Annotated in this window: 26 protein-coding genes; 12 read left to right on the top strand and 14 right to left on the bottom strand. The window is 58.5% G+C overall.

Annotated elements, in window-relative coordinates; translation table 11 throughout:
- Positions 1-101: 101 nt before the first annotated feature.
- The gene (gene htpX / locus ACW9HW_RS11975; protein ID WP_077044600.1) at positions 102-992 is read right to left on the bottom strand and encodes a protease HtpX; all 891 of its coding nucleotides are present in this window, start codon (positions 990-992) and stop codon (positions 102-104) included.
- 316 nt (positions 993-1308) lie between these two features.
- Positions 1309-2520, bottom strand: a complete 1212-nt coding sequence (locus ACW9HW_RS11980) for a pyridoxal phosphate-dependent aminotransferase (protein ID WP_007983502.1) — start codon at positions 2518-2520, stop codon at positions 1309-1311.
- Positions 2521-2746: 226 nt separating this feature from the next.
- On the opposite strand from ACW9HW_RS11980, the gene msrB reads away from it, so the two are divergent.
- From msrB to ACW9HW_RS11995, 3 genes are all read left to right on the top strand, one after another.
- Positions 2747-3142 (top strand): peptide-methionine (R)-S-oxide reductase MsrB, encoded by a 396-nt coding sequence (gene msrB, locus ACW9HW_RS11985; RefSeq protein WP_095196767.1) that lies wholly within the window; start codon positions 2747-2749, stop codon positions 3140-3142.
- 191 nt (positions 3143-3333) lie between these two features.
- The gene (locus ACW9HW_RS11990; protein ID WP_137806779.1) at positions 3334-3819 is read left to right on the top strand and encodes a glutathione peroxidase; all 486 of its coding nucleotides are present in this window, start codon (positions 3334-3336) and stop codon (positions 3817-3819) included.
- Complete coding sequence (locus ACW9HW_RS11995) at positions 3816-4277, top strand: MarR family winged helix-turn-helix transcriptional regulator (protein WP_095196765.1); 462 nt, start codon at positions 3816-3818, stop codon at positions 4275-4277. Before ACW9HW_RS11990 ends, ACW9HW_RS11995 begins: the two co-directional genes overlap by 4 nt.
- On the opposite strand, the gene ACW9HW_RS12000 is transcribed toward ACW9HW_RS11995, so the two are convergent.
- Entirely contained in the window at positions 4261-6624 is a 2364-nt protein-coding gene (locus tag ACW9HW_RS12000) for a hybrid sensor histidine kinase/response regulator (protein WP_095196764.1), read from the bottom strand. The two genes, ACW9HW_RS11995 and ACW9HW_RS12000, sit on opposite strands and share 17 nt — an antisense overlap.
- 125 nt (positions 6625-6749) lie before the next feature.
- Here ACW9HW_RS12000 and ACW9HW_RS12005 point away from each other — a divergent pair, with 125 nt between their 5' ends.
- Positions 6750-7640, top strand: coding sequence for an ATP-binding protein (locus ACW9HW_RS12005; protein ID WP_095196763.1), 891 nt, complete (start codon positions 6750-6752; stop codon positions 7638-7640).
- Positions 7637-8119 carry a GAF domain-containing protein gene (locus ACW9HW_RS12010; RefSeq protein WP_095196762.1) on the top strand — a complete coding sequence of 161 codons (483 nt, stop codon included), beginning with the start codon at positions 7637-7639 and terminating at the stop codon, positions 8117-8119. The genes ACW9HW_RS12005 and ACW9HW_RS12010 overlap by 4 nt, the downstream gene beginning before the upstream one ends.
- Positions 8120-8133: 14 nt before the next feature.
- Here the strand turns inward: ACW9HW_RS12010 and ACW9HW_RS12015 are convergent, their stop codons facing one another.
- From ACW9HW_RS12015 to ACW9HW_RS12055, 9 genes are all read right to left on the bottom strand, one after another.
- Positions 8134-11079 (bottom strand): HD domain-containing phosphohydrolase, encoded by a 2946-nt coding sequence (locus ACW9HW_RS12015; protein WP_457399988.1) that lies wholly within the window; start codon positions 11077-11079, stop codon positions 8134-8136.
- A gap of 48 nt (positions 11080-11127) precedes the next feature.
- Entirely contained in the window at positions 11128-14769 is a 3642-nt protein-coding gene (locus ACW9HW_RS12020) for a transporter substrate-binding domain-containing protein (protein ID WP_457399989.1), read from the bottom strand.
- Positions 14770-14777: 8 nt separating this feature from the next.
- Positions 14778-15404, bottom strand: a complete 627-nt coding sequence (locus tag ACW9HW_RS12025) for a response regulator transcription factor (RefSeq protein ID WP_095196759.1) — start codon at positions 15402-15404, stop codon at positions 14778-14780.
- A gap of 217 nt (positions 15405-15621) precedes the next feature.
- Positions 15622-16038: a response regulator gene (locus ACW9HW_RS12030; RefSeq protein ID WP_095196758.1), complete on the bottom strand. Its 417-nt coding sequence runs from the start codon at positions 16036-16038 to the stop codon at positions 15622-15624.
- Between the two features lie 181 nt (positions 16039-16219).
- A complete protein-coding gene (locus ACW9HW_RS12035) occupies positions 16220-17548 on the bottom strand; it encodes a deoxyguanosinetriphosphate triphosphohydrolase (RefSeq protein WP_457399991.1) in 1329 nt (442 codons plus the stop codon).
- A 342-nt stretch (positions 17549-17890) separates the two neighbouring features.
- The gene (locus ACW9HW_RS12040; protein WP_457399992.1) at positions 17891-19054 is read right to left on the bottom strand and encodes an EAL domain-containing protein; all 1164 of its coding nucleotides are present in this window, start codon (positions 19052-19054) and stop codon (positions 17891-17893) included.
- A 123-nt stretch (positions 19055-19177) separates the two neighbouring features.
- On the bottom strand, positions 19178-19519 hold the full coding sequence (locus tag ACW9HW_RS12045; RefSeq protein WP_095196755.1) for a hypothetical protein: 342 nt from the start codon (positions 19517-19519) through the stop codon (positions 19178-19180).
- A complete protein-coding gene (locus tag ACW9HW_RS12050; protein WP_457399993.1) occupies positions 19516-19905 on the bottom strand; it encodes a phage holin family protein in 390 nt (129 codons plus the stop codon). The genes ACW9HW_RS12045 and ACW9HW_RS12050 overlap by 4 nt, the downstream gene beginning before the upstream one ends.
- Before the next feature lie 2 nt (positions 19906-19907).
- Positions 19908-20222 carry a DUF883 family protein gene (locus ACW9HW_RS12055; protein ID WP_095196753.1) on the bottom strand — a complete coding sequence of 105 codons (315 nt, stop codon included), beginning with the start codon at positions 20220-20222 and terminating at the stop codon, positions 19908-19910.
- 326 nt (positions 20223-20548) lie between these two features.
- Here ACW9HW_RS12055 and ACW9HW_RS12060 point away from each other — a divergent pair, with 326 nt between their 5' ends.
- The 5 genes from ACW9HW_RS12060 (at position 20549) to ACW9HW_RS12080 (ending at position 23995) form a co-directional block, all read left to right on the top strand.
- Positions 20549-21757, top strand: coding sequence for an ammonium transporter (locus ACW9HW_RS12060; RefSeq protein ID WP_457399995.1), 1209 nt, complete (start codon positions 20549-20551; stop codon positions 21755-21757).
- Positions 21758-21865: 108 nt separating this feature from the next.
- Positions 21866-22102, top strand: coding sequence for a glutaredoxin family protein (locus ACW9HW_RS12065; protein WP_095196751.1), 237 nt, complete (start codon positions 21866-21868; stop codon positions 22100-22102).
- A gap of 168 nt (positions 22103-22270) precedes the next feature.
- On the top strand, positions 22271-22588 hold the full coding sequence (locus ACW9HW_RS12070; protein ID WP_457399998.1) for a transcriptional regulator: 318 nt from the start codon (positions 22271-22273) through the stop codon (positions 22586-22588).
- 71 nt (positions 22589-22659) lie between these two features.
- A complete protein-coding gene (locus ACW9HW_RS12075; protein WP_457399999.1) occupies positions 22660-23550 on the top strand; it encodes a pseudouridine synthase in 891 nt (296 codons plus the stop codon).
- A gap of 163 nt (positions 23551-23713) precedes the next feature.
- Positions 23714-23995, top strand: coding sequence for a hypothetical protein (locus ACW9HW_RS12080; protein WP_095196748.1), 282 nt, complete (start codon positions 23714-23716; stop codon positions 23993-23995).
- A 70-nt stretch (positions 23996-24065) separates the two neighbouring features.
- Here ACW9HW_RS12080 and ACW9HW_RS12085 read toward each other — a convergent pair whose 3' ends face one another.
- Both ACW9HW_RS12085 and mobA read right to left on the bottom strand, forming a co-directional pair.
- Positions 24066-24287, bottom strand: a complete 222-nt coding sequence (locus ACW9HW_RS12085) for a YgdI/YgdR family lipoprotein (protein WP_008055112.1) — start codon at positions 24285-24287, stop codon at positions 24066-24068.
- Positions 24288-24365: 78 nt separating this feature from the next.
- Positions 24366-24968, bottom strand: coding sequence for a molybdenum cofactor guanylyltransferase MobA (gene mobA / locus ACW9HW_RS12090; RefSeq protein WP_457400001.1), 603 nt, complete (start codon positions 24966-24968; stop codon positions 24366-24368).
- Between the two features lie 81 nt (positions 24969-25049).
- Here mobA and moaB point away from each other — a divergent pair, with 81 nt between their 5' ends.
- Positions 25050-25589: a molybdenum cofactor biosynthesis protein B gene (gene moaB / locus ACW9HW_RS12095; protein WP_020796825.1), complete on the top strand. Its 540-nt coding sequence runs from the start codon at positions 25050-25052 to the stop codon at positions 25587-25589.
- A gap of 22 nt (positions 25590-25611) precedes the next feature.
- Complete coding sequence (locus tag ACW9HW_RS12100) at positions 25612-26799, top strand: molybdopterin molybdotransferase MoeA (protein WP_457400007.1); 1188 nt, start codon at positions 25612-25614, stop codon at positions 26797-26799.
- The last annotated feature ends 54 nt before the right edge of the window (positions 26800-26853 follow it).

Genomic DNA, 26853 nt, shown 5'->3' on the forward strand with positions numbered 1-26853 from the left:
AGCGAGCCTGCTCGCGAAGGGGCCAGAGTGATCACTCCAACAATCAACAGACAAAAAAAGGCCCGCATCTCTGCGGGCCTTCTTGTTTACCTCGGTATTACTCAGCCCCGACGACGGGCCAGCGCGTCAATACGCTCTTCCAGCGGCGGGTGGCTCATGAACATACGGGCGAAGCCCTGTTTGAGGCCACCGTTGATGCCGAAGGCATTCAGGGTGTCAGGCATGTGCACAGGCAGGCCTTGTTCCGCACGAAGGCGTTGCAGGGCGCCGATCATCGCGGCGGTACCGGCCAGGTTTGCACCGGCTTCGTCGGCACGGAATTCCCGTTTGCGCGAGAACCACATCACGATGGCGCTGGCCAGGATACCCAGGACCAGTTCGGCGAAGATGGTCGCCACGTAGTAGGCGATACCCTGGCCTTCTTCGTTCTTGAAGATCACCTTGTCGACAAAGTTGCCGATGATCCGTGCGAAGAACATCACGAAGGTATTCACCACGCCCTGGATCAGCGCCAGGGTCACCATGTCGCCATTGGCCACGTGACCGATTTCGTGGGCCAGAACGGCTTTCACTTCATCCGGCGAGAAACGCTCGAGCAAGCCCTGGCTGACCGCGACCAGTGCGTCGTTCTTGTTCCAGCCGGTGGCGAAGGCGTTTGCCTCGTAGGCCGGGAAAATCCCGACTTCGGGCATCTTTATCCCGGCTTCCCGGGACAGTTGCTCGACGGTTTGCAACAGCCATTGCTCGTGACGAGTGCGTGGCTGGGTAATGATCTGGGTGCTGGTGCTCATCTTCGCCATCCACTTGGAGATGAACAGCGAGAACAGGGAACCGGCGAAACCAAAGACCGCACAGAAAATCAGCAGCTGATTGAGGTTGAGATCAACCCCGTTGGCCGCCATGAACCCGTTGAAGCCGAAAAGGCTCAGGGTGATGCTGGCAATCAGCACGACCGCCAGGTTAGTGGCCAAAAACAGCAGGATGCGCATCATGGTTGTAGAAATCTCCTTATGCTAAAGATGTAGCGTACTGCGGGGTATATAAGGTGCTGCACCGGGGTATTCAACCGGGTGACTATTTCAAACTGTGTCCTACGGCAATAGCTTAGCTGCTTGCAGGGCATTTCTGATATTGAACAGGGAAGTCTTTGTAGGACCCATGGGTGGTGCAGACCCCGCAGTTACTAGGCGAGAAACGCTTCTGTGTGGTGGGGCAGGGGCTGAGGCTGCGAGAGTCCGCAAGGTACAAACATGTGTTGCTGAATGAATCACCGTGCGACGAGTGTGGGCGTCGCACGGTGAGGTCACATTACTGGCGATAGGATTTGAGGAAGTTGCCGATGCGGCCGATGGCCATGTCCAGGTCATCGACCCGTGGCAGGGTCACGACGCGGAAGTGATCCGGCCATGGCCAGTTGAAGGCCGTGCCTTGCACCACCAGCAGCTTCTCGGAGAGCAACAGGTCGAGGACGAATTTCTCGTCGTTGTGGATGGGGCAGACCTTCGGGTCGATGCGCGGGAACGCATAGAGCGCACCCATCGGCTTGACGCAGCTGACGCCCGGAATGTCGTTGAGCAGCTCCCAGGTGCGGTTACGCTGTTCCAGCAGGCGCCCTGGCGGCAGCACCAGATCGTTGATGCTCTGATAGCCACCCAGCGCGGTCTGGATCGCGTGCTGGCTCGGCACGTTGGCACACAGGCGCATGTTGGCCAGCATGTCGATGCCCTCGATGTAGCTCTGGGCGTGGTGCTTCGGACCGGAAATGGCGATCCAGCCGGAGCGGAAGCCGGCGACGCGATAGGACTTGGACAGACCGTTGAAGGTCAGGCACAGCAGGTCTGGCGCCAGGGAGGCGGTGCAGATGTGCACGGCGTCGTCGTACAGGATCTTGTCGTAGATCTCGTCGGAAAACACCACCAGGTTGTGCTGGCGGGCCAGTTCCAGCATGCCCAGCAGGACTTCTTTCGAGTACACCGCGCCGGTCGGGTTGTTCGGGTTGATGATCACCAGTGCCTTGGTGTTCGGGGTGATCTTGGCCTTGATGTCGGCCAGATCCGGCCACCAGTTGGCCTGTTCGTCGCACAGGTAGTGCACCGGGTTACCGCCCGACAGGCTCACGGCCGCGGTCCACAACGGGTAGTCCGGAGCCGGCACCAGCACTTCATCGCCGTTGTTGAGCAGGGCCTGCATCGACATCACGATCAGCTCGGAAACGCCGTTACCCAGGTAGATGTCTTCAATGCCGACGCCTTCCACCTGCTTTTGCTGGTAGTACTGCATCACGGCCTTGCGCGCGCTGAACAGGCCTTTGGAGTCGCTATAGCCCTGGGCGGTCGGCAGGTTGCGGATGACGTCCTGGAGGATTTCATCCGGTGCTTCGAAACCAAAGGGCGCCGGGTTGCCGATATTCAGCTTGAGGATGCGATGGCCTTCCTCTTCCAGGCGTTTGGCGTGCTTGAGCACCGGGCCGCGAATGTCGTAGCAGACGTTGGCGAGCTTGTTCGATTTGCTGACCTGCATGGCGATGTGTTCCCGAAAATGAACGATCCAGGCGGCGTGTGAACAACCGTACTGGGAATCCTGCGTAATCACACAGGCCTGACGCCTTGAGAGGCAGCACTCATAAATCCGTTTGAATGCGCGTGGTCTGGCTGCCAGACTGGCGTTTGACGAGGCGCAATCATACGTGCCGCCTGATCCGTGGAAAAGGTACAGATCGGGCTTTTTCAGCCGCCGAGGTGTGATGATGGAAAAGTTGGAAAAAACCCTGGAAGAATGGAAAGCCATGCTCGACCCCGAGCAATACAACGTGTGCCGGCTCAAGGGCACCGAACGCCCGTTCTCCGGCAAATACAACGACAGCAAGGTCGACGGCATCTACCACTGCATCTGCTGTAACGAGCCGCTGTTCGATTCCAAGACCAAATTTGATTCCGGCTGCGGCTGGCCGAGCTTCTATGCGCCGATTGGCGACAGTGCCATGACTGAAATCCGTGACGTCAGCCACGGCATGATCCGCACCGAAGTGGTCTGCGCCAAATGCGATGCGCATCTGGGTCATGTGTTCCCGGATGGCCCGCCGCCCACCGGCCTGCGCTACTGCATCAACTCGGTATGCCTGGACCTGGTACCGCGCGGATAACACGCCCTCTGTAGGAGCGAGCTTGCTCGCGATGGGATAGAGACCAACGCGGGGCACCCGGCTCCCCGCGTTATCGTTGACGATCATCGCGAGCTCGCTCCTACACTGAGGAGGCGTCCGATAATATAAATTGCACACAATTCAATTGCTCGCTATGTTTGGTGCATATCCCCGAATTCGGAGCCTTCACCATGAGCGACAAGCTGCTAAGCATCCCGTGCACCACCATCAAGGGCGAGCAAAAGACCCTGGCGGATTTCGCCGGTAAAGCCGTATTGGTGGTCAACACCGCCAGCAAATGCGGTTTCACCCCTCAATACAAAGGTCTCGAAGAGCTGTGGCAGACCTACAAGGATCAAGGCCTGGTGGTGCTGGGCTTTCCCTGCAATCAATTCGGCAAGCAGGAGCCAGGTAATGAAGGGGCGATCAGCGAGTTCTGCGAGTTGAACTACGGCGTCAGTTTCCCGCTGTTCAAAAAGATCGAGGTCAATGGTGCCGGTGCCCATCCGCTGTTCGTGCAACTGAAAAAACGTGCACCGGGTGTGCTTGGCTCCCAGGGCATCAAATGGAACTTCACCAAGTTCCTGATCGGCAAGGACGGTCAGCTGGTGAAACGTTTCGCTCCGGCGACCAAGCCGCAGGACCTGAGCCGCGAGATCGAAGCCCTGCTCAAATGAACACCTTGTCCGTCGATTCCCTGAACCTCGACAGCCAGCTCTGCTTCAAGCTGTACGCCGCTTCCCGGGCGGTGATCCGGGCCTACAAGCCGATGCTCGATCAACTGGGCCTGACCTACCCGCAATACCTGGCGATGCTGGTGTTGTGGGAATGGCAGGCGTCAGCGCCGGAGCAACCGACCGTGAAGGCTCTGGGTGAGCGCCTGGCGCTGGACTCCGGCACGCTGACACCTTTGCTCAAGCGACTTGAGCAACTGCAATTGGTCCAGCGTCAGCGTTCGGCCCGGGATGAGCGTGAGGTGCACTTGAGTCTGTCGCCAAGCGGCCTGGCATTGCGCGATCAGGTCGGGCCGTTGAAAGCGCGGCTACTGTGCGACAGCGGGGTGGATCTGGATCGCCTGAATGAGCTGCGCGACGGACTGGATCACCTGTTGGGGCAAATCAAGGCACTGTCGTAACGGGAATCCAGACGTCCAGCAGCGCGGCGAGCTCTTCCCGGCGAAAGGGTTTGGCCAGGTAGTCGCTCATGCCCGCCGCACGGCAACGTTCGCGTTCTTCGGACATGGCGTTGGCGGTGAGGGCGACGATGGGCAATTGCGGCCAGCGTCCGCTGCGGCGGATTTGCCGACTGGCTTCATAGCCGTCCATCACTGGCATGTTGCAGTCCATCAACACCAGATCGAATTCGCTGTCTTCCAGATGATCCAGTGCCTCGACACCATGGGCCGCGACGATCACCTCGCACCCGAGTTTGCCGAGCATGCCCTTGGCCACCAGTTGGTTGACCGGATTGTCCTCGACCAACAGCACTCGTGCACGACGCTGCGGCGATTGGGTGTCGATCCGGATGTCATCGATGGTGGCGATTTCCGGTTGCAGGACGCGGCGCAAGGTCTGGTGCAGCGCATTGCGTGCCAAGGGGCGTGCCTGTTGCTGCAAGGGGGCGAGGGCGTTGGCTTGTTCGCTGGGCATGAAGCTGCCGTAGGCAGTCACCAGTAGAATCGGCGCGGTGCAGGTGGGGCGCAGGTTGAACAGGCATTCAGGGCAATCGGTAATCAGTATATCGGGATGCAGGCCGATCAACGGGTCGTCGATGGCGCGTTGCTGATAGTCCAGCCCCCAACCGGGCAATACGCTGCCCAGCAGTTCGGCCAGGCCGCTGCTGGCGGCGGTGATGGCGATGACCTTGCCCTTCAAGGACGGAGGGACCAGGGAACGGGTGTGGCGGGGCAGTGGCAGTTGCGCGCAGAACTGGCTGCCGAAACCCGCTTCCGAGCTGATGGTCAGGCGTCCTTGCATGGCTTCGCAAAGGTTGTAGGTCAGGGCCAGGCCCAGTCCGGTACCACCGAATTGCCGGGTAATCCCGGCACCGGCCTGGGTGAAAGGCTGGAAGATCTTGACCTGGGCGTCCTGGGGGATACCGATGCCCGTGTCGCAGACCTCGATTCTGACGCCATCACCGAATGTCGAAAGGCGCACATCGACCCGCCCGAAACGGGTGAACTTGAGCGCATTGGACAGCAGGTTGCTGACGATCTGCCGGACCCGGGTCGGATCGCCGAGCACCAGTGCCGGAAACTGCGGATCGATCAGGCAGGTCAGTTCGACACCCGGCGCCGCGTTCTGCGACAGCAGGTTGGCGGTGTCTTCGATCAGCGAACCCAGGTCGAACGGGATGTGTTCGAGTTCGAGTTGACCGGCATCGAATTTCGACAGATCGAGAATATCGTTGAGCAACTCCACCAGTACCTTGCCCGAGTCATGGGCAATGGCCAGTTGTTGCTGTTGCTCTGCGTTCAGCGGACCGTCCAGGGACAGCGCAATCATTCCCAGCAGACCATTGAGCGGCGTGCGAATTTCATGGCTCATGTTGGCCAGGAACACCGAGCGCGCTTCGGCCATGTCCAGGGCGGTGCTGCGAGCGACTTCCAGTTCCTGATTGGATTGACTGAGGCGGGCGTTGATCGCCTTGAGTTCGGCGGTGCGCGCCGAAACGATGTTTTCCAGTTGGCTGAGGTAATCGGTCAGGCGGTTTTCTGCGTTGCGTCGCTGCTGGATTTCGGTGGCGACATTTTCAAATTGCTGGTTGGCGACTTTCACCAGCACACCGATCTCATCGTTGGCGTGTCCGGCCGGACATTCCAGAGCGGTCGGTTCAGCGTTGCGCGAGTCGCGGCCACTGAGCTCGCGAATAACCCGCACCAAGGGTTTGGTCAGCATCACATAGAACAGTGCCAGCAGCAGGCCGGTCAGGATCAGGCTGCGGGCAAAGCCGTTGAGCAGGGTCACTTCGGCGCGACGCAGGAACCGGTAGCCGAATGAATAAGTGTCGACGTCCAGTTGCAGCGTGCCGAGGGATTCGCTTGGCAAATGGTCCAGATAGAGGCGGTCTTCGAACTGCCGGTCGGCGCCGAACAGCAGGTCGCTGAGCACGCGATAGCCGCTTTGCTGGCCGGGGCGCTTGACGTTGGCCAGCACGTTGCCGTTGTTGTCGGTCAGTTTCGCACCGATGATCGCCGGTGAACGCAACAGGCCCAGGGTCAGTTCCTGCGCGAGCTCGGCGTCGATGTTATAGGCGATGCGTGAGGCCGGGTTGTGGCTGATTTCCAGCAAAGACAGGATTTCACGGTTGATGGAGGCGTCTTCACTGGCATAATCGATGCCTATTTGCAGCAGGCTGAGCAGCGTGCCGAGAATAAAGCCGACCAGCACGGTTAGCCGGGCTTGCTTGTAAGACAGCCGGTTGGTGAACTTGATATCCATGGGGTGCTGGATCACTTCCGTTTCCCTTCGCTGCTCAAGCATAGCCGATCATGCACGGATGCCGATGTTCTCGCGAGCCCTTGTACCAGGGGCCTGGCCCGGTCATCAAACGCTGTGTTTTGTCGCTGTATCGCCATCATTACTGTGAACGTGCCCGAGGAGGAGACGTGGATTCCCGATTGAATGCTTTTCTTGAACGCGCCGATGCCGTTCTGGCCCGTATCGAACCGCTGCTGCCCACCCCTCGGCAAGCCATCGACTGGACAACCTGCCTGGCTGCACGTTGGCAGCGTGAAGGGCGCAGCGGTTTCCTGCTGCCGCTGCAGGTCAGTCTCGACATGCGTCTGTCCGACCTGATCGGCGTCGACCGGCAAGTGGAACAACTGGGACGCAATACCCAACAGTTTCTCGATGGCATGCCGGCCAACCATGCCTTGCTCTGGGGCTCGCGCGGCACCGGTAAATCCTCGCTGGTCCGTGCCTTGCTTGCCGAGCACGCCGTCGGCGGTTTGCGCCTGATCGAAATCGAGCGCGATCACCTGGCGGACTTGCCTCGGGTGGTCGAACAAATCGCCAAACTGCCCCAGCGCTTTGTGTTGTTCTGCGATGACCTGTCGTTCGAGTCGGGTGAAGGCGATTATCGCGTACTCAAAAGTGTACTCGACGGTTCCCTCGAACAGGCACCGGATAACGTGTTGTTGTACGCCACTTCCAACCGTCGCCACCTGGTACCGGAAAAGGAAAGCGATAACGAAAACTGGAAAAGGGTCGATGGCGAATTGCACCCCAGCGAGGCGGTGGAGGACAAGATCGCCCTGTCGGATCGCTTCGGCTTGTGGCTGTCGTTCTATCCATTTACCCAGGAACACTTTCTCAACGTCGTCGAACACTGGATCGGCCAACTGGCCGACAAGGCCGGCCTCGAATGGCAACGCACTGAAGAGCTGGACATCCTCGCGGTGCGCTGGGCCACGGGGCGAGGCAATCGTAACGGACGTTGCGCGTATCAATTTGCCCGCTATTGGGTCGGGCTGAAACTGTTGGAGCACAAGGCATGATCGATTTACAAAAGAGCGGCCAAGGCCTCGAAGGTTACGGCATGCTGCACGCGCAGCTTGAGTCGCTGTTGGCGGACGAGCGCGATTTCATCGCCAACGCCGCGCAGTTTTCCGCATTCCTGTTCAATCAGCTCGATGACCTGAACTGGGCCGGTTTCTACCTCAATCGCAACGAAGAACTGGTGCTGGGTCCGTTTCAGGGGCAAATCGCCTGTGTGCGGATTCCGTTCGGTCGAGGCGTGTGCGGGACCGCAGCGGCGACCTTGCAAACGCAATTGGTCGAAGACGTGCACGCATTCCCCGGGCATATCGCCTGTGACAGTGCGTCGAACAGCGAACTGGTGGTGCCGCTGGTCAAGAACGGTCGCCTGATCGGTGTGCTGGACCTCGACAGCCCGAAACTGGCGCGGTTCACCGCGCAGGATCAGGCGGGTATCGAGCAACTGGCGGCGATTTTCCTGCGCCTGACCGATTGCTGATTGCCGATTCAAGCTCACGCCGACAGGCCGGCCTTGATCAGCAGGCCTGACGGATCTACCGCATCGATCTGCTGTGGATCAAGGAAGCGTTCGGCGTACCGCAGGTAGATGTGCGTCTTGATGAACAGCCTGAACAACTCCGGGTCGATGTGGGCATCCCGGCACATGGTGGCCATGATGCCCAGTGCTTCGCTCAAGGACTTGGCTTTCTTGTAGGGCCGGTCGGCGGCGGTCAGTGCTTCGAAAATATCGGCAATCGCCATCATCCGTGCCGGCAGGCTCATCTCCTCACGCTTCAAGCGTTTGGGGTAACCGGTGCCGTCCATTTTTTCGTGGTGACCGCCGGCGATTTCCGCAACGTTGCGCAGATGGCCGGGAAACGGCAGGTGGCTGAGCATCAGGATTGTCTGCACGATGTGGTGATTGATGATGTAGCGCTCTTCGCGGGTCAATGTGCCGCGACTGATGCTCAGGTTGTAGAGTTCGCCGCGGTTGTACTTGTAGCGAGGTACATCGAGTTTGAAACCCCAGGGATTGACGGGCGCGATCAGTTCGGCTTCGGCGCGTTCGAACAGGTGCTCGGGCTTGTCCGCCAGCAGCGATTCGGTGACCGGCAGTGTCGGTTCCGGGGTACGGGCCTGACGCCGGTTCTCTTCCCAGGAAACACCCAGCCGGTCATCCAGGGTTCGCGTCCAGGTGCGTTGGCCGACGCTGCGCAGGCGTTGCAGATCGCTTTCGGCCATGGCCTCGCCACCGAGATTACAGCGGGCAATGAAAGCAAAATCATCGTCCAGCCCTAACAGCGTGGCATCACGCTGCTGCGCCAGGTCTTGTTCGTCGCCACCTTGGGCGACCGCTTGCCAGTAACTGACCCAGGCATCGCGCTTGAGCACTTCGAAACGGGTGCGGATTTCGTGGATGCGGTCGTTGAGGGTTTCCAGTTTCGTGGCTTTATCAACGACGTATTCCGGTGTGGTGATCTTGCCGCAGTCGTGCAGCCAGGCGGCGACGTGCAGCGCCTCCCATTCATCATCGGTGGGTTGATAGCTGCTGAAAGCCGGATCTTTGCTGGCTGCAGCGGCCTGGGCGAGCATCAGCGTCAGGGCGGGCACACGCTGACAATGCCCGCCGGTGTAGGGGCTCTTGGCGTCAATCGCACCGGCCAACAGCTTGATGAACGCGTCCAGCAGTTGTTTTTGCCGGTCTTGCAAGCGCTGGCTTTCGATGCTCACCGCGGCCGCACCGGACACGGCCTGCAAAAACGCAATGCGGTCCGGGCGAAGTTTTTCCAGGTCACTCTGGTTGCCGCTGTCAGCCAGCAGAAACACCAGCAGGCCCACGGTGTCGTTATGACGATTATGCAAGCGGATGCCGATCAGATGAACCCGCGGGCATTCCAGTGCCAGCAGCACTTTTTGCAAATCCCCCGCCTGCTCGAAACCGAGATTGCTGACGACATTGTCAGCGCTCGACAACTGCTGCAACCAGGCGGGGCTCTGCGGGTCTTGAATCGAGTGGGCCTGAATGCCGAATGACGACAGGGCTTGCGCGGTATCGTTGATGACCAGGCCGTGGGGTTCCATGCGATCGCCGTCGCCTTCGCGCAAGTAGATCAGACCGGCCTGGGCCTGGCCGATTTTCACGGTTTCAAACAGCACCCGTTGCAGCAATGGGGCGAATCGGGTTTCGGCGCTCAGACTGTCGGTGATCTGGAAGAAGCTCGCCAGGGTGTCTTTCATGCGCGCCATCGACACGCTCAATTGGTCGACTTCGAGTACTGGAGAGCGACGGGACAGCGGAAAATTGAAATCGAAACTGCGAATCGCATCCGCTTCCTGCACCAGTGCGCGCAGGGGCTTGACCAGCATCCGCGAGGTCAGCCAACCCAGCGGTATGCACAGCAGCAGCGTTGCCAGGGTAATCAGTGCGCCTTGCCAGCGCATGCGGTAGGCATCGACGAGCAACTCATCTTCCGGCACCAGCAAGGCCAATTGCAGCCCCGTGGGGCCACCTTCCTGCATGCTGCTACGGGCCACGATCCATTGGCGACCGCCGGCATTCAGGCGATTGCCTTCAAGAGGGTTATTGAGCAGTGCCTTCAGGCTGGGGTTCAGGTCGGCGGCCTTGATCAGATGGGCGGTCTGATCGTCGATGATCAGCCGGCTGGCGTCGGGGTAGGCGACGGCATTGCCTTGGGCATCGAACAGCACGATCTCGGTGGCGGGCGTTACCACGTGTTTGGCCAGGGTGGCACTGAGTTCGGCCAGGGTCAGGTCCGCGCCTATCACGACCTGATCGCCACCGCGCCGTGCCAGGGTGGTGCCGACATTGTGGGTGGAGAAGAAGACATAGGGTTCGGTGGTGATCTGATCGTTGTCGCGGCTGGCGCCGGTAAACCAGACACGGCTACGCGGATCGTAAGTGTCGTCGGGGTGCTCCTGGCGGCTGATGAAGGCCAGGTTTCGGTCGAAAAACAAGGATTGCGAGTGCACCTGGCCGCTGCCGTTTCGCTCAATGCTCCATATTTGATAAGCCGCGCTCTCGGGGGCTTTGAGCAGGGTTTTCAGATCGACGGTCCGCAGAGGGCGAACCATGAAAAATTCACCATTGCCGTAGCCCAGGTACAGCGACGCCAGATCAGGGTTGTCGGTGAGCGACTGGCTGAAGGGTTTGAGCAGCGCCAGGCGTTGCTCAAGGTCCGGCGCGTGAACAGCGGGGTTGAGGATCTGCAAGCTCAACAGGTGGCGAATCGGTTCGTAGGTCGCTTTCAGATCGAGGCGGACATCCTGCTCGATACGATTGAAGAGCTTCTCGCTGCTGGACAGAATGATTTGTGTGGTTTGCCGATAATTGAAAATGCCCAATACCACCCCGGTCAGTAACAGCAGGAAGGTAAACATCACGCTGATATGAACGTGCAGGGGAAACCGCCGTTGATCCGGACGCAGTGGGCTGGGCATGCAGGTCCCTCCGAGATGGTTAACACACTGCTCAGCGTCCAAGCATAGTTAAGCCTCTGTCATTCTGCTTTCGTCGTCGTGCCCGATCTGTTGCAGCAATGCCCGGTCCAATTCCAGCAAGGCGCGCTCCACTGCCGAGCAACATTCGGCCACTTTGTCGGGGTGGAAGGTGTCGCGGCAGATGGTTTCGAGCGCCTCGCAACTGTCGATCAATCGAGCGGCCTGGGCGATCCGGGCGGCCCCCTTGATTTTGTGGGCGATGTCGATAAAGGCCTGTGGGTCTGTGGAACCGCAGAGCGCCAGCAATGCCTGGCGGTCCAGCCGGTTGCTGTTGAGCAATTCAGTCAACAGGCGCTGGTTCAATACCGGGTTGCCACCGGTCAATTGCTGCAGCCCTTCCAGGTTGAAGGCTGGTGACAGGGCAGTCGGCGCTACGCCTTCCACCCATTGGCTCAATGCGGTCAGGGTCAGGGGCTTGAACAGGCAGTCATCCATCCCGGCCTGCTTGCATCGTTCTACTTCTTCCGGTTGTGCGTTGGCGGTGAAGCCGAGGACCGTGCAGGGCGGCTGTCGAGTCTGTTTTTCATGTCGGCGAATGGCGCGGGCCAACTCGTATCCATTCATGACCGGCATGTTGCAATCGGCAATCACCAGATCGAACACTTCGGCTTTCCACGCTTCGAGTCCAGCCTGACCCTCTGCCGCGACGCTGAATCGATGACCCAGGAACTCCAATTGCTGGCACATGAGCAAGCGATTGGCCGCATGATCATCGACCACCAGAACGTTCAATGGGGCTTTCGCGGCGCGGATCTGTGTTTCAGTTTTTCCCACCCGGCATTTATCTGGCAGTGTCGGCAGAAGCAGTGACATCTGTACTTGCGTACCGACACCTGGCCGACTGCTCAATTGCAGGCTGCCGCCCATCAATTCGCACAGGTTGCGGCTGATCACCAGGCCGAGCCCGGCACCGCCGCGAGCCGTCTGCCCGGCGTTATCGGCCTGGGCGAAGGGTTCGAACAGGCGTTGTTGATCATCGAAGCTTATCCCGGTGCCGGTGTCCTCGACCCGCAACTGCATCTGCACCTGATCGGGCCTGGCCGTCGGACGCAGCTCGACGGCAATCCTCACCTGACCCTGCTCGGTAAACTTGATGGCATTACTGACCAGATTGGACAGCACCTGCTTGAAGCGCAGCGGGTCCAGCAGGACATCGACGGGCGGATTGACGGGGCTGAAATCCAGTATGAGTTCGAGCGCTTTCTGCCGGGCCAGGCCGTCGAAGATCCGTACCACCGACGCGACGATTTCCCGCGGGTCGACGCGTTCCGGGCTCAGGCTCAAGTGCCCGGATTCAATGCGCGCGATGTCGAGTATGTCGCCGATCAGTTCCAGCAGATCCTTAGCCGAGTTGTACGCCACATCGATGGCCGGGCGGTCAGGGTGGTTGTGTTCAATTCGCTTGAGCGTCAGTTCGAGCATGCCGATGACCGCATTCATCGGTGTGCGGATCTCATGGCTCATTGTGGCCAGAAACGTGCTCTTGGCCCGGTTGGCTTCATCGGCGCGCTCTTTGGCGCAACGCAGGTCATCGAACAGTTGCCGGCGTTCGCTGATGTCGATCCAGCCACCGATGATGCCTTGCACTTCACCGCTTGAGTCGCGGTAGGGAAGAATCCAGTGATAGATCGTCAATCGACGGCCGCCGATATGCAGGGGGCGGTCGACAATCAACGGCCTGCCCTCAGCCACGACACGCTGGTAGTCGGCTTGATATTCCCTGGCCTCGAAGGCATTGCTCAAGGTACCGTGAATGACGCTTTTGCCGATGACGTCTTCGCGTCTGGCGTTGAACGCTTGCAGGTAACTGTCATTGCAGCTTTGCAGCAAGCCCTGACGATCACGCACGTAAATCGGGTGAGGCGTGCCGTTGACCAGCGAGCGCATGAATTCGAATTGGTCGTTCAATGCGCGTTCGGCAGCCTTGCGTTGATTGATCTGGCGCCGCATGTAGGCGTTCCAGGCTACGGAGATCAGTAACAAAACGCTGGCACCGATGACAATTTGGTAGAACAGCCGGTGATAGTTGCGCCAGGTGCTTTGCGAGGACGCCGAATAGCCCCGCCAGCGGCTGTTGATGATGCCCAGCTCCTCCGGCGCAATACTCAGTAGTGCCTTGTTGAGGATGTCATGGAGCTCATCGGCCTCACGATTGGTCGCCAGGGAAAAGGCTGCCTGCTCGGTCCCGATGGTGGTACTGATCTGCAGGATATGTTCGAACAGTCGCGATGAAATGAAGTAGTTGGCAATCACCAGTGAGTTCACCGTTCCCTCTACCTGCCCCTCGGCGAGCATTTCCACGGCACTGAAAGTGTCAGGGGTTTCGATGAGCTTTATGTGTGGGAACTCGCTGCGCAGATAAGCCATCAGTGGATGACCTTGGGCGATGGCCAGGCTTTTGCCCTGCAACTGCGTCAGGTTGCCGGGGCTGTCCGCAGCCTTGCGCGTCAGCAGGACATAGGAGTTTTGCAGATAAGGACGGCTGAAATTCAGCAGGGTCTCCCGTTGGGCGCTGGGTAGCAGTGCAGCAATCAGGTCGGCCTCGCCGTTCTGGATCCGCTGGATCATTTCGCTATCGCTGCGGCTGCGCTGGATATCAAAGCGTAAACCGGTGCGCAATCTGATCAGTTCGAGTAGATCGGCGGCAACACCCCGAAAGTTGCCGGCGCTGTCGAAAAATGTCAGCGGCGCGAACGCCTCGTTGACCACCACGCGTACCACCGGATGTTGCGCCAGCCAGCGTTCCTCGTTGTAGCTGAGCTCCAGTTTGTGATCGGTGAGCAAGATGTCACTGCCGGCACTCCAGCGTTTGGCAATGTTTTCTCGCACGCTGGTGGGGATGGCCATTAGCATGGAATTGATGATGCCAAGCAGTTCAGGATTGTTCTGGCGCACCGCGAAGCTGAAACCGTGAGCTTCGTGTTTGCCGAAGTTGGCCATGCGGATGTTGTTCAGGTACCCCTTGTTGATCATGTAGTGGGTGGAGATGGTATCGCCGAGAAACACGTCAGCCTGGTCGAAGGCGACGGCATTGATTGCATTCTGGTAAGAGGGGTAGGACGTGATGATTGCCTTGGGATACAAGGCCTTGACCTCCTCCAGCGGCAAGTAGTGATACACCATGCTCAGGCGCATGCCGGCAAGGCCATCGGTCAGGGATCTTGTTTCGCCTTCGCGGGTCACCAGGACCGGTTGATCGACGGCGTAGGGCATGGACAGTACGATTTTGGCATTGTGCGCTTCGAAACCGTTGGCACTGCCGAGCAGATCGACCTCACCGTTTTCAAGCGCTTCAATGGCGTCCCCCCGGGATGCAAAGCGCTGAACCCTGATGGGTAAACCGGTGACTTTGCCGAGGATTCCCGCATAGTCGGCGGTGAAACCTTCATAGTCGTGGCCGCTGAGGGTCAGGTCGAAGGGCGGATAATCCGGCGCTGAGGTGCCAAGGATCAGTTCCTGTTTGCTCTTGAGCCACTGCTCTTGTGAGGGGGCCAGCTGGATTTCCAGTTGCCCGGCGGTCGAGCGGCTCAGCAAGGCGTAGTTATCGCTGCTCGGTGCCGCGAGCAATGAAGTACTCAGGCCAATACCCACGGCCGTCAGTATCAAAAAGTCCATCAAGCGACTGGGCATCCTGCTTCTCACACCAATGCGTTGCGTTTTGCCATTTCGATGAGTTCAACCAGAGACTTGGCCTTGAGTTTTTGCATGAGACGTTTTTTATAAGTGCTGACAGTCTTGTTGCTCAGAAACATGCCCTTGGCAATTTCCTTGTTAGTGCGACCTTGTGCAAAAAGTTGCAATACCATCAGTTCCCGGTCGTTGACAGACTTGAACAGTTCCAGCTCGGCGCAACGTGCCTCGTCACCGCGCATCGGATTCAGTGCCTCGCTCGGGAAGTAGTTGTAACCCGACAATACTGCCTTGATGGCGCTGACCAGTTCGCTGAGGTCCTCCTGCTTGCAGACATATCCCGAAGCACCGGATTGCATGCAACGAATACCAAAAAGTGTCGGGCACTGCGCGGTGAGCACTAACGTTTTCAAGGGGGTACTCATTGCGTTGAAACGGGCCAGCACTTCCAGGCCATCGAGTTTGGGAATGCTGATGTCAAGAATGACCAGGTCAGGCATGCACTCGCGAACCATCTGCATGGCATCGACCCCGTTGTCAGTTTCACCGACGACTTTATAGCCTTCGTGTTCAAGCAGCATGCGAACGGCAAGTCGGATGACAGGGTGATCGTCGACAATAAAAACGGAGTTCATAACAAAATCCCATGCGAACTGAAATAAAGGGCGAACCTTAGCTCAGATAGTGGATGTGACGTATGAACTGACGTACCTGTAGCAGCAATATAGGAATGTTCCTACAAGCGAAAAAGAATAGGCTTACGCATCAACTAGGATTTTTATAAGGAAGGACGAAAGTTGTTTTTGTTCTGTTGGATTATTGGTGAGGTGATTTTTGAGCTTGCTGTTGAATTTAAACTCGATTTTTGCTGTGGTTTTTCAAAGGCGCTGAAGTCAATAGTTGTATGAATTCGGTTTGTTTCAACGGCTTGACCAGATAACCGAGCAGTGGAAGATCATGAATGTTTGCCATGTTTTCAAGTCCATCCAGTTCATCCTGTGTCAGGCTGCTTAAAAGGATCGCTTGTTTGATCATGCCGCGACGACTGGCGAACCTGACCAGTTCAATGCCGGAGATATCGGGCAGACATTGATCGCACAAAAGAATATCAAAAGGTTGTTCGGCATCCAGCATTTGCTGCAAGGCGCCCTGGGCACAGTCAGTCGTGGTCAACCGGGTGAAACCGTAACTCTCAAGCAGGTATTGAGTAGCCCTGAGCTGAAATGGATGATCTTCCACCAGCAATATGCGCAGATTGTCTTTGATCATATTATTCACGCTTCTTTTATTTGAGCAAAGTAGACGTGATTGTTTCGTGTCAATGCCGGGTAATCGATCAGTTCGCTCGACATTATCTGTAGGGGGATTCAGCGGGTGTTGAATGCACTTGCTTTTGACGGGGGGCTGAACGGCCATCACGGGCGGTGAGATGGCCGGTCAACAGCACTCGTCAGTGACTTGAGCGCCCCGTCATCTCCAGCGCCATGTCGCTGGCGTAGCTGTCCGTCATACCGGCGATGAAATCGATCATTCGCAGAAATGACGTGTGCAGCGGGGCGTGGGGATCAGGTGCATTATTGCCCAGCAGATCGAGAACCCGTCGGCTCTTGAAGGAGGGCGTGCGACCGTTGTGTTGTTCGAGCGCTGCGCCACAGAAGGCGTTGAGCAAAATTTCCAATGTGGTATAGGCGCCGATTTCGTGCAGGGTCTTGCGCTTGTCCTGGAAGATTTTTTTGCGTGCCATGTCTTTTGCATTCAGGACGCAACGTTTGGCCGGGCCGTGCATGTGTTCCACCAGATCGCCGGGCAGCGTACCGGCCAGCAAGGTGTCTTGCTGTTCGACAAAGGCGCGGGCTGCAGCATTGGTCAGGTGCTCAATGGCCTTGCCACGCAGGATGGCCAGTTTGCGTCGACGAGAATCCCCCGGGCCGAGTTGCCGATAGGTTTCCGGCAGATCGTCGCCTACCAGATCCAGCAGCAAGGACTCGACCTCTGCATATTCCAACAGCGCCATTTCCAGACCGTCCTCGAGGTCGATCAGCGCGTAGCAGATGTCGTCGGCGGCCTCCATCAGGTACACCAACGGGTGGCGCGCCCAGCGCTGTTCTTCGAGTTGCGGCAGGCCGAGTTTCTGGGCGATCTGTTCCAGCAACGGCAGTTCGCTCTGGTAGCAGCCGAATTTATGTTTCTTGTACCCCAGCGAGTCGGCATGTTTTGCCGTCCACGGGTATTTCAGATATGTGCCGAGGGTGGCGTAGGTCAGCCGCGTGCCACCATCGAATTGGTGATACTCCAGCTGGGTCAATACCCGAAAGCCTTGGGCATTGCCTTCGAAGTTGAGAAAATCGTTGCGTTCGGCTTCGCTCATTGCGTCGAGCCAGCCACGACCGGCGGCTTGCTGGAACCAATGACGAATCGCATCTTCGCCAGAGTGACCGAAGGGAGGATTGCCGATGTCATGGGCCAGACAGGCCGATTGCACCACCATGCCCAGGTCGCTGGGTTCGCACCAGTCAGGCAGGGCGCCGCGGATGGTTTCACCGACGCGCATGCCCAGCGAACGGCCGACGCAACTGACTTCCAGCGAGTGGGTCAGTCGCGTGTGGATATGGTCGTTGCTGGAGACCGGATGAACCTGTGTCTTGCGCCCGAGACGACGAAACGCCCCCGAGAAAATGATGCGGTCATGGTCTTTGTGGAAAGGACTGCGGCCGAGTTCTTGCGGGCTGTGCAGAGGCTTTCCGAGGCGTTCGCGAGTAAGCAGGGTGTGCCAATCCAAGGCGGGTACTCTCCGTCGGGTGACTTGAGGCTCTAGCTTCCCGGTTCGCGCGGGGACCTGCAAGGGGTACCAGGGGGATTCTCATTTGGTTTCCAGGTCGTGCTGGAGGGCTCGGGGTTATTGGCCTTTGCGGGATTAATCAATGTGGGAGCGAGCTCGCTCGCGAAAAACGCCCGGACAACGCGTCCATTCAGACAGGGCGCGTTATCGTTGACGTCCTTCGCGAGCAGGCTCGCTCCCACGGGGGATTGGGTGCGACCGCGAAAGTCAGGTCGGCTATCAGGCCGCCTCGCTTTGGTTTTGCTCCAGGTAACCCGCCATCACCCAATCAACAGCACTACCCTAAAGCCCAACCGCATCGATATCAATCAACAGCAACCGTTCGCCATCGTCAAAAAACTGCCCGGCGGTGAGGCAGTACTGATTGCTCGTGGCATCGCGATACGTGTTGGAAAGGGTCAATCGCCGTTCATCCCAGCCCTCCGCCAGCAGCTGATAGAAGTACGGTCGCCAGGACCAGTTGTGCCCCAGGTAACGATGGTCGGTGACCCAGCCGTTGTGGCGCCATTCCAGGTTTGGCGTCAATTGCGTACCGTGACGGTCGCATTGATAGAAGCGCAATAGCCACGGAAAGGCGTCCGGTTGCGGCAAGGCACTGGTCGGAGCGCGGGCCTGGGCCCAGGCCTGCAGGATTGTCATCAGCTCACTGAGTTGCTGGCGCATGATCATCAGACGTCCGCGTTCGGCCAGTTTCTGCTGAACATAACGCTGACGCAGTTGTGCGAAGCGCTCGACAAAGGCGTTGGTGGCAAAGAAATCTTCTTGCGCCCCGGCGAACAGAAAACCCTGCACGTAGCGTGAACCGCATTCCAGTGCAAAATTTAGCTGGGCATCGGTTTCCACGCCTTCGGCGATGATCCAGCAACCGCTCCTCTCTGCCATTTGCGCCAGGGCCTTGACCACATCGCTACTGGGTCCACCCAGTGCTGCCGCCTGGAATAAACGCATGTCGAGTTTGAGGATGTCCGGTTGCAGCGCCAGCACGCGATCGAGCTGTGAGTATCCGGCACCAAAGTCATCAATGGCGATCCGCGCGCCAGCTGAGCGGTAGCGAGCCACTACCTGGGCCAGGCGCTGAATATTGCCACCCAGTTCAGTGATTTCGAAAACGATTCGCTGTGGGTCAACATCATGTCTGCTCAATTGCTTGAGGCTCGGCAGGGGTTGGTCCGGGCGCAAGCGGCTGATCCATCGCGGAGAAATGTTCAGGCTGAGAAACCAGTCGTGGGGTGCCTCATGCAGTCGGCTCAAGGCGTTGTCGCGTAGCTGACGATCCAGGTGGCGCAGGGCAATGGCGTTGGTTCGAGGGTCGGCGAACAGCGGCCCTACCGATGCCAATTGACCATCGGACTGACGCAGTCGACCCAGTGCTTCGACACCTGCGATACGCCCGGTGGCGGTATCGATGAACGGCTGAAAGCAGGCGAGCGGTTGCCCGTCGATCACAAGGCCTCCTTGTCGATCTTGTTTTTGGATAAAGCCTGGTGACCGGGTAGGCACGCAGGGTTGAACCCCTCGATAAAGAGGTTCATCCCGTGGTATTGCAAGAATGTAGCCAGAAATGACAGCTCAGCGCTTGCGCGAAGAACCTTGCATCACCAGTTTGATCAGCGGCCCCAAGGTGGTACCGAGTTGGACCAGTTTGGTCAGGCTGCCCACACCGCCGCTTTTCGCTCCCTTGCCGGTCAGAAAACCCAACAGGGTCACCGCCGCCACGCCCCAGAGTGGAGCATGCTTGATACCAAAGCCGTCTTGCAGGTTTTGCGTCATCCCGCGGACACGCTGCAAGGGTTGCAGCAGTTGTGACGATTCGTGGCGGATTTCCTGGCGGTGCATTTCCATGCGCAGGCGGATCAGCGCCTTGCGCATTTCCGTGCGCGAACTGTTTCGAGGTAGTTCAGGCAGGTTCATGGCAACAAGCGCTCCCGGTCATTGGCCAGCTCTTCCAAAGTGCCGTGGAAGGGCGAGGACTCATCGAAAATGGCCGCTCTCAGGCGTATGCCGCAGTAGATTGCCGCGAGGGTGTAGAACACACAAAGGCCGATGATGGCCGCCAAGCGATAGGTGTCCCAAAACAGGATCAGCACCAATGTCGACAATCCCACCAGCAACAGCAGGGCGAACACCAGTGCCAGGCCAGCGAACAGCAACAGGCTGACGGTGCGGGCCTTTTGTTCCTGCAATTCGATGCCGAACAGCTCGACATGGCTGTGCAGTAATCCAAGCACGGCGGCACCCAGTCGCCGCGATGAGGAACTTGCGCCCGTCGTGGACGCGCCGAGTTCGTCGATTGCCATGATCAGCGCCGGGTTGCCAGCAGGCCGATAAGAAAACCAATGCCGGCGGCGATGCCGACCGATTGCCATGGGTTGGCCTGGACATAGTCCTCGGTAGCGGTGACAGCAGCCTTGCTGCGTTCGCGCAGCGAGTCCTCGGTCAGCTTCAAGGTTTCCCGTGCTCGCAGGAGACTGTCGTGGATCTGGTCGCGCAACTCATCGGCCTGGTCACCGGCCAGGGAAGCGGTGTGTTCCAGCAACCGCTCGGTGTCGCTGACCAGTGTCTGAAAATCGTTCATCAGGATTTCTTGAGCAGTCTTTGCCTTGGTACTGGCCATTGGTGATCTCCATAGGTGGCGTCTGAAACGTTCGAGTATGAGCCTTATGTGAAGGTTCAGTACAAATGACTGGTACAACTTTTGCTGTGTCGTGGTGCGCCAGCCTGCGCCGATGCGCTGTTGCCGGGCATGATTTACCCGAAACCCTGACTCAAACAATCAAAACCCGAGCAACAGTCCTGGTCGTGATCAGCTTTGACGAATTTTGTGCGCCAAAGCGGTTCATTGGACATGGCGCTCTCGACGCGAGGCGTCACAACTTGGTGCATGGATAGCTCGCGCGAACTGCTTTGGTGCCTTTTTCAGCCTTAAGGTCTGCCTAATCCATGGAAAATCTGCAAAGCGCTGTGGACAGTCTGGTCCATAGCTCCAACACGTTGTTCATTCTGATCGGTGCGGTCATGGTTCTGGCCATGCATGCCGGTTTTGCCTTTCTTGAAGTCGGTACGGTCAGGCAAAAAAACCAGGTCAATGCGTTGTCGAAAATCCTCAGTGACTTCGCCGTTTCGACCCTGGCCTACTTCTTTATAGGCTATTGGATCTCCTACGGGGTCACCTTCATGCAACCGGCAGCGGTGATCAATGCCGATCACGGGTACGGGTTGGTGAAGTTTTTCTTTTTGCTGACCTTTGCCGCGGCGATCCCGGCGATCATTTCCGGCGGCATCGCCGAGCGTGCGCGCTTCGTTCCGCAACTGTGCGCGACGGCACTGATCGTGGCGCTCATCTATCCCTTCTTCGAAGGCATGATCTGGAACGGCAACCTGGGTTTGCAAGCCTGGTTGCTGGAAAGCTTTGGCGCCGGTTTCCATGATTTTGCCGGTTCCGTGGTGGTCCACGCCATGGGCGGCTGGCTGGCGCTGGCAGCAGTGTTGCTGCTCGGGCCGCGCAATGGTCGCTATCGCGAAGGCCGCCTGGTGGCGTTCGCACCGTCGAGTATTCCGTTTCTGGCGCTGGGTTCGTGGATCCTGATCGTCGGCTGGTTCGGCTTCAACGTGATGAGTGCGCAAACCCTGCAAGGGGTCAGCGGGCTGGTGGCGGTGAACTCGCTGATGGCCATGGTCGGTGGTACGGTGGCGGCCCTGATTGTCGGCCGCAATGACCCGGGCTTTCTGCACAACGGCCCGCTGGCCGGGCTGGTGGCGATCTGTGCCGGCTCTGATCTGATGCACCCCGTGGGCGCGCTGGTGACAGGGGCGATTGCCGGGGCGCTGTTTGTCTGGTGCTTTACCGCCGCCCAGGTCAAATGGCGCATCGACGATGTGCTGGGGGTCTGGCCGTTGCACGGTCTGTGTGGTGTGTGGGGCGGAATTGCCTGTGGCATCTTCGGGCAGGGCGCACTGGGCGGTCTGGGCGGGGTGAGCCTGATCAGTCAGTTGATCGGCACGGCACTGGGCGTGGTCGTGGCATTGGTCGGCGGCTTTGCAGTGTACGGCGCGATCAAGGCGTTCCATGGTCTGCGGCTGAGCCAGGAAGAAGAGTATTACGGAGCGGACTTGTCGGTGCACAAGATCGGTGCTGTCAGCCAGGACTGAGTCGGGTCTGTCGTTGATTAATCATTGGCGACCCTGGCGCACCCGGACGCTCGACGGTTTTTCGGAGCGGGCCTAGAATAGTCACTCAAATTTTGTGGTTGAGCGCTCATGCTTCCTGAATGTCAGCTATTCGGCACCCTGGGGTGCCATCTCTGTGAAGTCGCCGAAGCCATGCTGATGGAATTTGTCGAGCGCGGTCTGCTGGTGGAACTGGTGGACATTGCTGACGACGAAACATGGTTCAAGTCTTACAGCCTGCGTATTCCGGTGTTGCGTCGAGTGGATACGGGGGCTGAACTGGGCTGGCCCTTCGGGTCCGACGAGGTAGTGGCTTTCCTGCGTTAACGGGTTTTGGTGAGGGCGGGGTTCCGCCGGTCGAACTTTGCGATTGATCCCCTTGGCTTAGATGCGGTGATTCGGATACTGTATGCGCATACAGTTATTCGGATTGCTGCGCTGCCGTCCCTGATTCAGGGGGTGGGCAGGCAGGTCCGGGCGTGAGAGGGATGAATCGTGGTCAATGTCGAACAATTGAAGAGCAGCGTGAACAGGATGTCGGTTGACGTGGTACGCGAGGCTGTCCTCGAATTGCGTCTGGATGGGTTGGTAACGGAAGGGAAAACGCCTTTCAACAAGCTGCATTTCAACACCTGTTTCGCTGAAATCGAAGCGTTGTTCCAGCGAGCTGGCTATCACCGACCACTGGACGTCGTGGGCTATCAGGGCTTGTTGTATGCCCTGTATGACCCGGGTCGCTGGGAGGCGGTCGATGTGCTGCGCTGGCTGAAGGAATACACCGAAGCGGCGGCGCGCAAGCCGATACCGGCCTGAGGATTCTCCGCTAGGTTCGTTCACGGTGCTGTTGGATAATGCTGCTCTGTATTGAGGGTTAGAGCTTTCGTATGTCCAGTTCATCTTTTTCCGCTGCACATAACCAGGCCAGTACACTCTACTTGCCGCCTGGCTCGTGGCAGACCGTTTACGATTGCTTGTGCGAGCACTTCAGCGCCATAGGCCCGGAACAATGGCTGGACCGAATCGCCCGGGGCCGGGTCCTTGACGGGCAAGGTGTGCCGATCGCCCTTGGTCTGCCTTACAAGGAAGGCCTGCGTATTCACTATTTCCGGGAAGTGCCGGACGAAAAGCCGATCCCGGTGGTCGAGTCGATCCTGTACGCGGACGATCATCTGGTGGTGGCGGACAAGCCGCATTTTCTCCCCGTGACACCGGCGGGTGAATACGTTGAACAGACCTTGCTGAGACGGCTGATCCGGCGTCTGGACAATCCGCACCTGGTGCCATTGCATCGCATTGACCGGCATACGGCGGGATTGGTGTTGTTTTCAGCCAATCCCCAGAGTCGCTCGGCTTATCAATCGCTGTTCCCTACGCGGCAGATCGAAAAGCGCTATGAGGCCATTGCCCATGCGTTGCCTGAGCACTCGTTCCCGTTGGTCCATAAAAGCCGACTCATCGATGGCGAGCCTTTCTTCCGCATGCAGGAAGGGCCGGGCACCCCTAATACCGAAACGGCTATCGAGGTCAGGGAGAAGAATGGTGATCTCTGGCGTTATGGGCTTTACCCGGTAACCGGCAAGAAACATCAGTTGCGGGTACACATGGCCGCGCTGGGCGCGAGCATCTGCAACGACCCCTTTTATCCTCGGGTACTCAAGGATGTGGAAGATGACTACGCCAATCCATTGAAGTTGTTGGCCCAAGGGCTGAAGTTTGTCGATCCGGTAACGGGGCAGGAACGGGAGTTCGAGAGCACGATTACCCTGCAATGGTGATCGAGAGGGGTAGCGCCCCATTCAGTGCAGGGTGGGGAAAAATCGAATTTATGGCCAGGTTTGCAGTCATTTGAACAGGCCCCACGAACGTGGCGTTCAAAGACCTCGGCACAGCAGTCAGATCGTTCGGCGGTTCCGAGACCTTCCATGCAAGGAGATACCCATGAAACGTACCGTTTTCGCTGGAATGTTCATTTGCGCTGCAATGCTGGCCTCTCCGGTATTTGCTGCAGGGGAACACGACCTTTGCACGATCAAGCTTCAGGAGCTCAGGGACAAGGTGACCACCCTGCCGGCAACGTCTGAGAACACCACCATGGAGGTCAAGCGGATGCAGGCCAGCGCGGAAGCGGCCAACGCTGCGAACGACGATAAAAAATGTATTACCGACGCCACGCAAGCATTGACCCGCGTGGACAAGCTTGCAAAAGAGCCGAGCCCATAAGTGACAGTGTCAGAAATGCAAATGCCCCGACAAGTCGGGGCATTTTTGTATCCGGTAGTCGCCGCGAAGATTACAACTCTTTAACGGTGCGAACCTGATCCTTGTTGATGCGGGTCTGTTTGCCATCCAGTTGCTCGAATTCGTAGAAGCCCGAATCCTTGTCATAGTTTGGCGTGTCGACGGCCTGGATTTCGCGACCGTCATTCAAGGTGATCACTGTAGGCGATGCGCAACCGGCGAGGGTAGCGAGGCCCAGTGCGAGCATGAAAGTGGCCAGGGTCCGTTGAGTCATGGGTGTGTCTCCGAAATTGAATTCTTTTGGTTGCTGAGCTTCAGACGTGTACGACACGTGCAAGTTCCTCGGGTACTGTCAGTCTGACACAGTGTTATGCGTGCTTAACAGTTCCGGGGTGTTGAGGTTGGCCAGGCGCGGATCGTTGTCAGGACACTGTAGCGCAGTAGCGCCCAGCTTGCGCATGAGTCGCCCGGGACTGCGCTCACCGTCGCTCCAGGCACTTTCGAACTCACAGCGAAGTGCCACGGGGATCACGCACAGCAACGGTTCCCAATGGTCGTCATGGCGCAGCATCAACGGTTGGTCAGGGTGTCGGCTGGCGGCTTCGCGCATGCTGGCGAGCAGGGCCTCGTCGATGCGCGGTACATCGCAAGGCAGGACCAACAGATGCGTATGACGAGCTGCTTTAAGGCCCGCTCGAATGCCCGCCAGTGGCCCCGGAAAATCGCCTTCGTCGTCATGTACCAGTTGGTCGGCATAACGTGCGTATTTTTCCGGATTGCGGTTGCAGGAGATGATCAGGTCATCGCTCAGCGGGCGCGTCTTGCGATGCAAATGTGCAATCAGCGGCTCGCCATGCCACTCCAGCAGCCCTTTATCCTGACCGCCCATACGTTGGCCGCGTCCACCGGCCAGGAGGAGAATGGAACAGGGCGGCAAAACCGGTTTCGAGGTCATGGCAGTTCTCCATGGGGGCGGCGAGAAAATGGGGCGCTGTGATATAACACCGGGCTGTTTCTCCTACAACTGGACGAGCCTATGAAAGCCAAGGCTGATGTACCTTTCGCACCCCTCAACATCGCGGTGCTGACAGTCAGCGACACCCGTACCCTGGAAACCGATACCTCAGGCCAGGTCTTCGTCGACCGCTTGACGGCTGCCGGCCATAACCTGGCTTGCCGGGTATTGCTCAAAGATGACCTCTACAAAATTCGCGCGCAAGTTGCCAACTGGATTGCCGACGATGTCGTGCAGGTGGTGTTGATCACCGGCGGCACCGGTTTCACCGGGCGCGATAGCACGCCGGAAGCGGTGAGTTGCCTGCTCGACAAACAAGTCGATGGATTTGGTGAGCTGTTCCGGCAGATTTCGGTGGCGGACATAGGCACATCGACCGTGCAATCACGCGCCCTGGCGGGATTGGCCAATGGCACGCTGGTCTGCTGTTTGCCGGGTTCGACCAATGCCGTACGCACCGGTTGGGACGGCATTCTTGGCGAGCAGCTGGATTCGCGGCATCGCCCCTGCAATTTCGTGACTCATCTGAAACAGGCGGCTCCCTGTGAATCCCGTGGGTAAGCCGGGCAAGACCGGCAGCCTGATGCCGGTCGAGGTGGCACTGGCCCGTCTGCTGGAAATGGCGGACGCCACAAGAATTGTCGAGCGTGAGCGCTTGGCGTTGGCGCAGGTCCAGGGGCGTGTACTGGCCGATGATCTGCTGTCGACGCTGGATCTTCCGCCGTGGCCCAACAGTGCCATGGACGGTTACGCCCTGCGCATGGCCGATTGGACCGGAGAGCCCTTGGTCGTCAGCCAGAAGATCTTTGCCGGTCAGGCACCTGACGCCTTGAAGCCGGGCACCTGTGCACGCATCTTCACTGGGGCGCCTGTTCCCGCCGGCGCCGATTGTGTCGAGATGCAGGAAAACGCCGAAGTCCAGGCGGATGAGCGAGTGCGTTTCACCCAAACCCTGACCCTCGGACAAAACATCCGCCCACTAGGCCAGGAAACCACGGTCGGCGAGCTGGTTTTGCCGGCCGGTACGCGGTTGGGGCCGATCGAGCAAGGTCTGGCTGCCTCGCTCGGTTGCGCGGAACTGGACGTGATACGCAAGGTGCGTGTTGCCGTGCTTTCGACCGGGGACGAGTTGATTGAACCGGGGCAGGCGCTTGGGCCGGGGCAGATCTATAACAGCAATCGAGTTTTGCTCTGCAGCTGGTTGCAGCGTTTGGGCTGTGAAGTGATCGACGCCGGCATTCTTCCGGATGATCTGGCTACCACCCGTGCGCGACTTGGCGAATTGAAGAATGTGGATCTGATCCTCTCTACCGGTGGCGTATCGGTGGGTGAGGCAGATTTTCTGGGCATCGCCTTGCGTGAAGAGGGGGAGCTGAGTCTGTGGAAGCTCGCCATCAAACCAGGAAAGCCGCTGACATTCGGGCATTTTCGCGGTGTACCGGTCATTGGCTTGCCCGGCAATCCTGCATCGACCCTGGTGACCTTTGCCTTGTTGGCCAGGCCTTATCTTTTGCGTCGTCAGGGCGTCAAAAAAGTCGAGCCGCTGAAGGTGCAAGTGCCGGCTGGGTTTGATTGGCCTACTGCCGGTAATCGACGTGAATATTTGCGCGGTCGCCTGGAAAACGGCCGGGCCATCATTTACAAAAATCAGAGTTCCGGTGTGTTACGCAGTGCCGCCTGGGCCGATGGATTGGTTGAAGTGCTGGAAAATCGCACGCTGGTTGCCGGTGACACCGTCCATTTCATTCCGCTGAGTGAAGTGCTGGGCTGACCGTTGTCTGTCTTGCCACGCAATCCCGGTTGAGCTGACCGGGTTCAGCGTGCA

The organism is Pseudomonas sp. SDO5532_S415 (genome assembly GCF_054071155.1).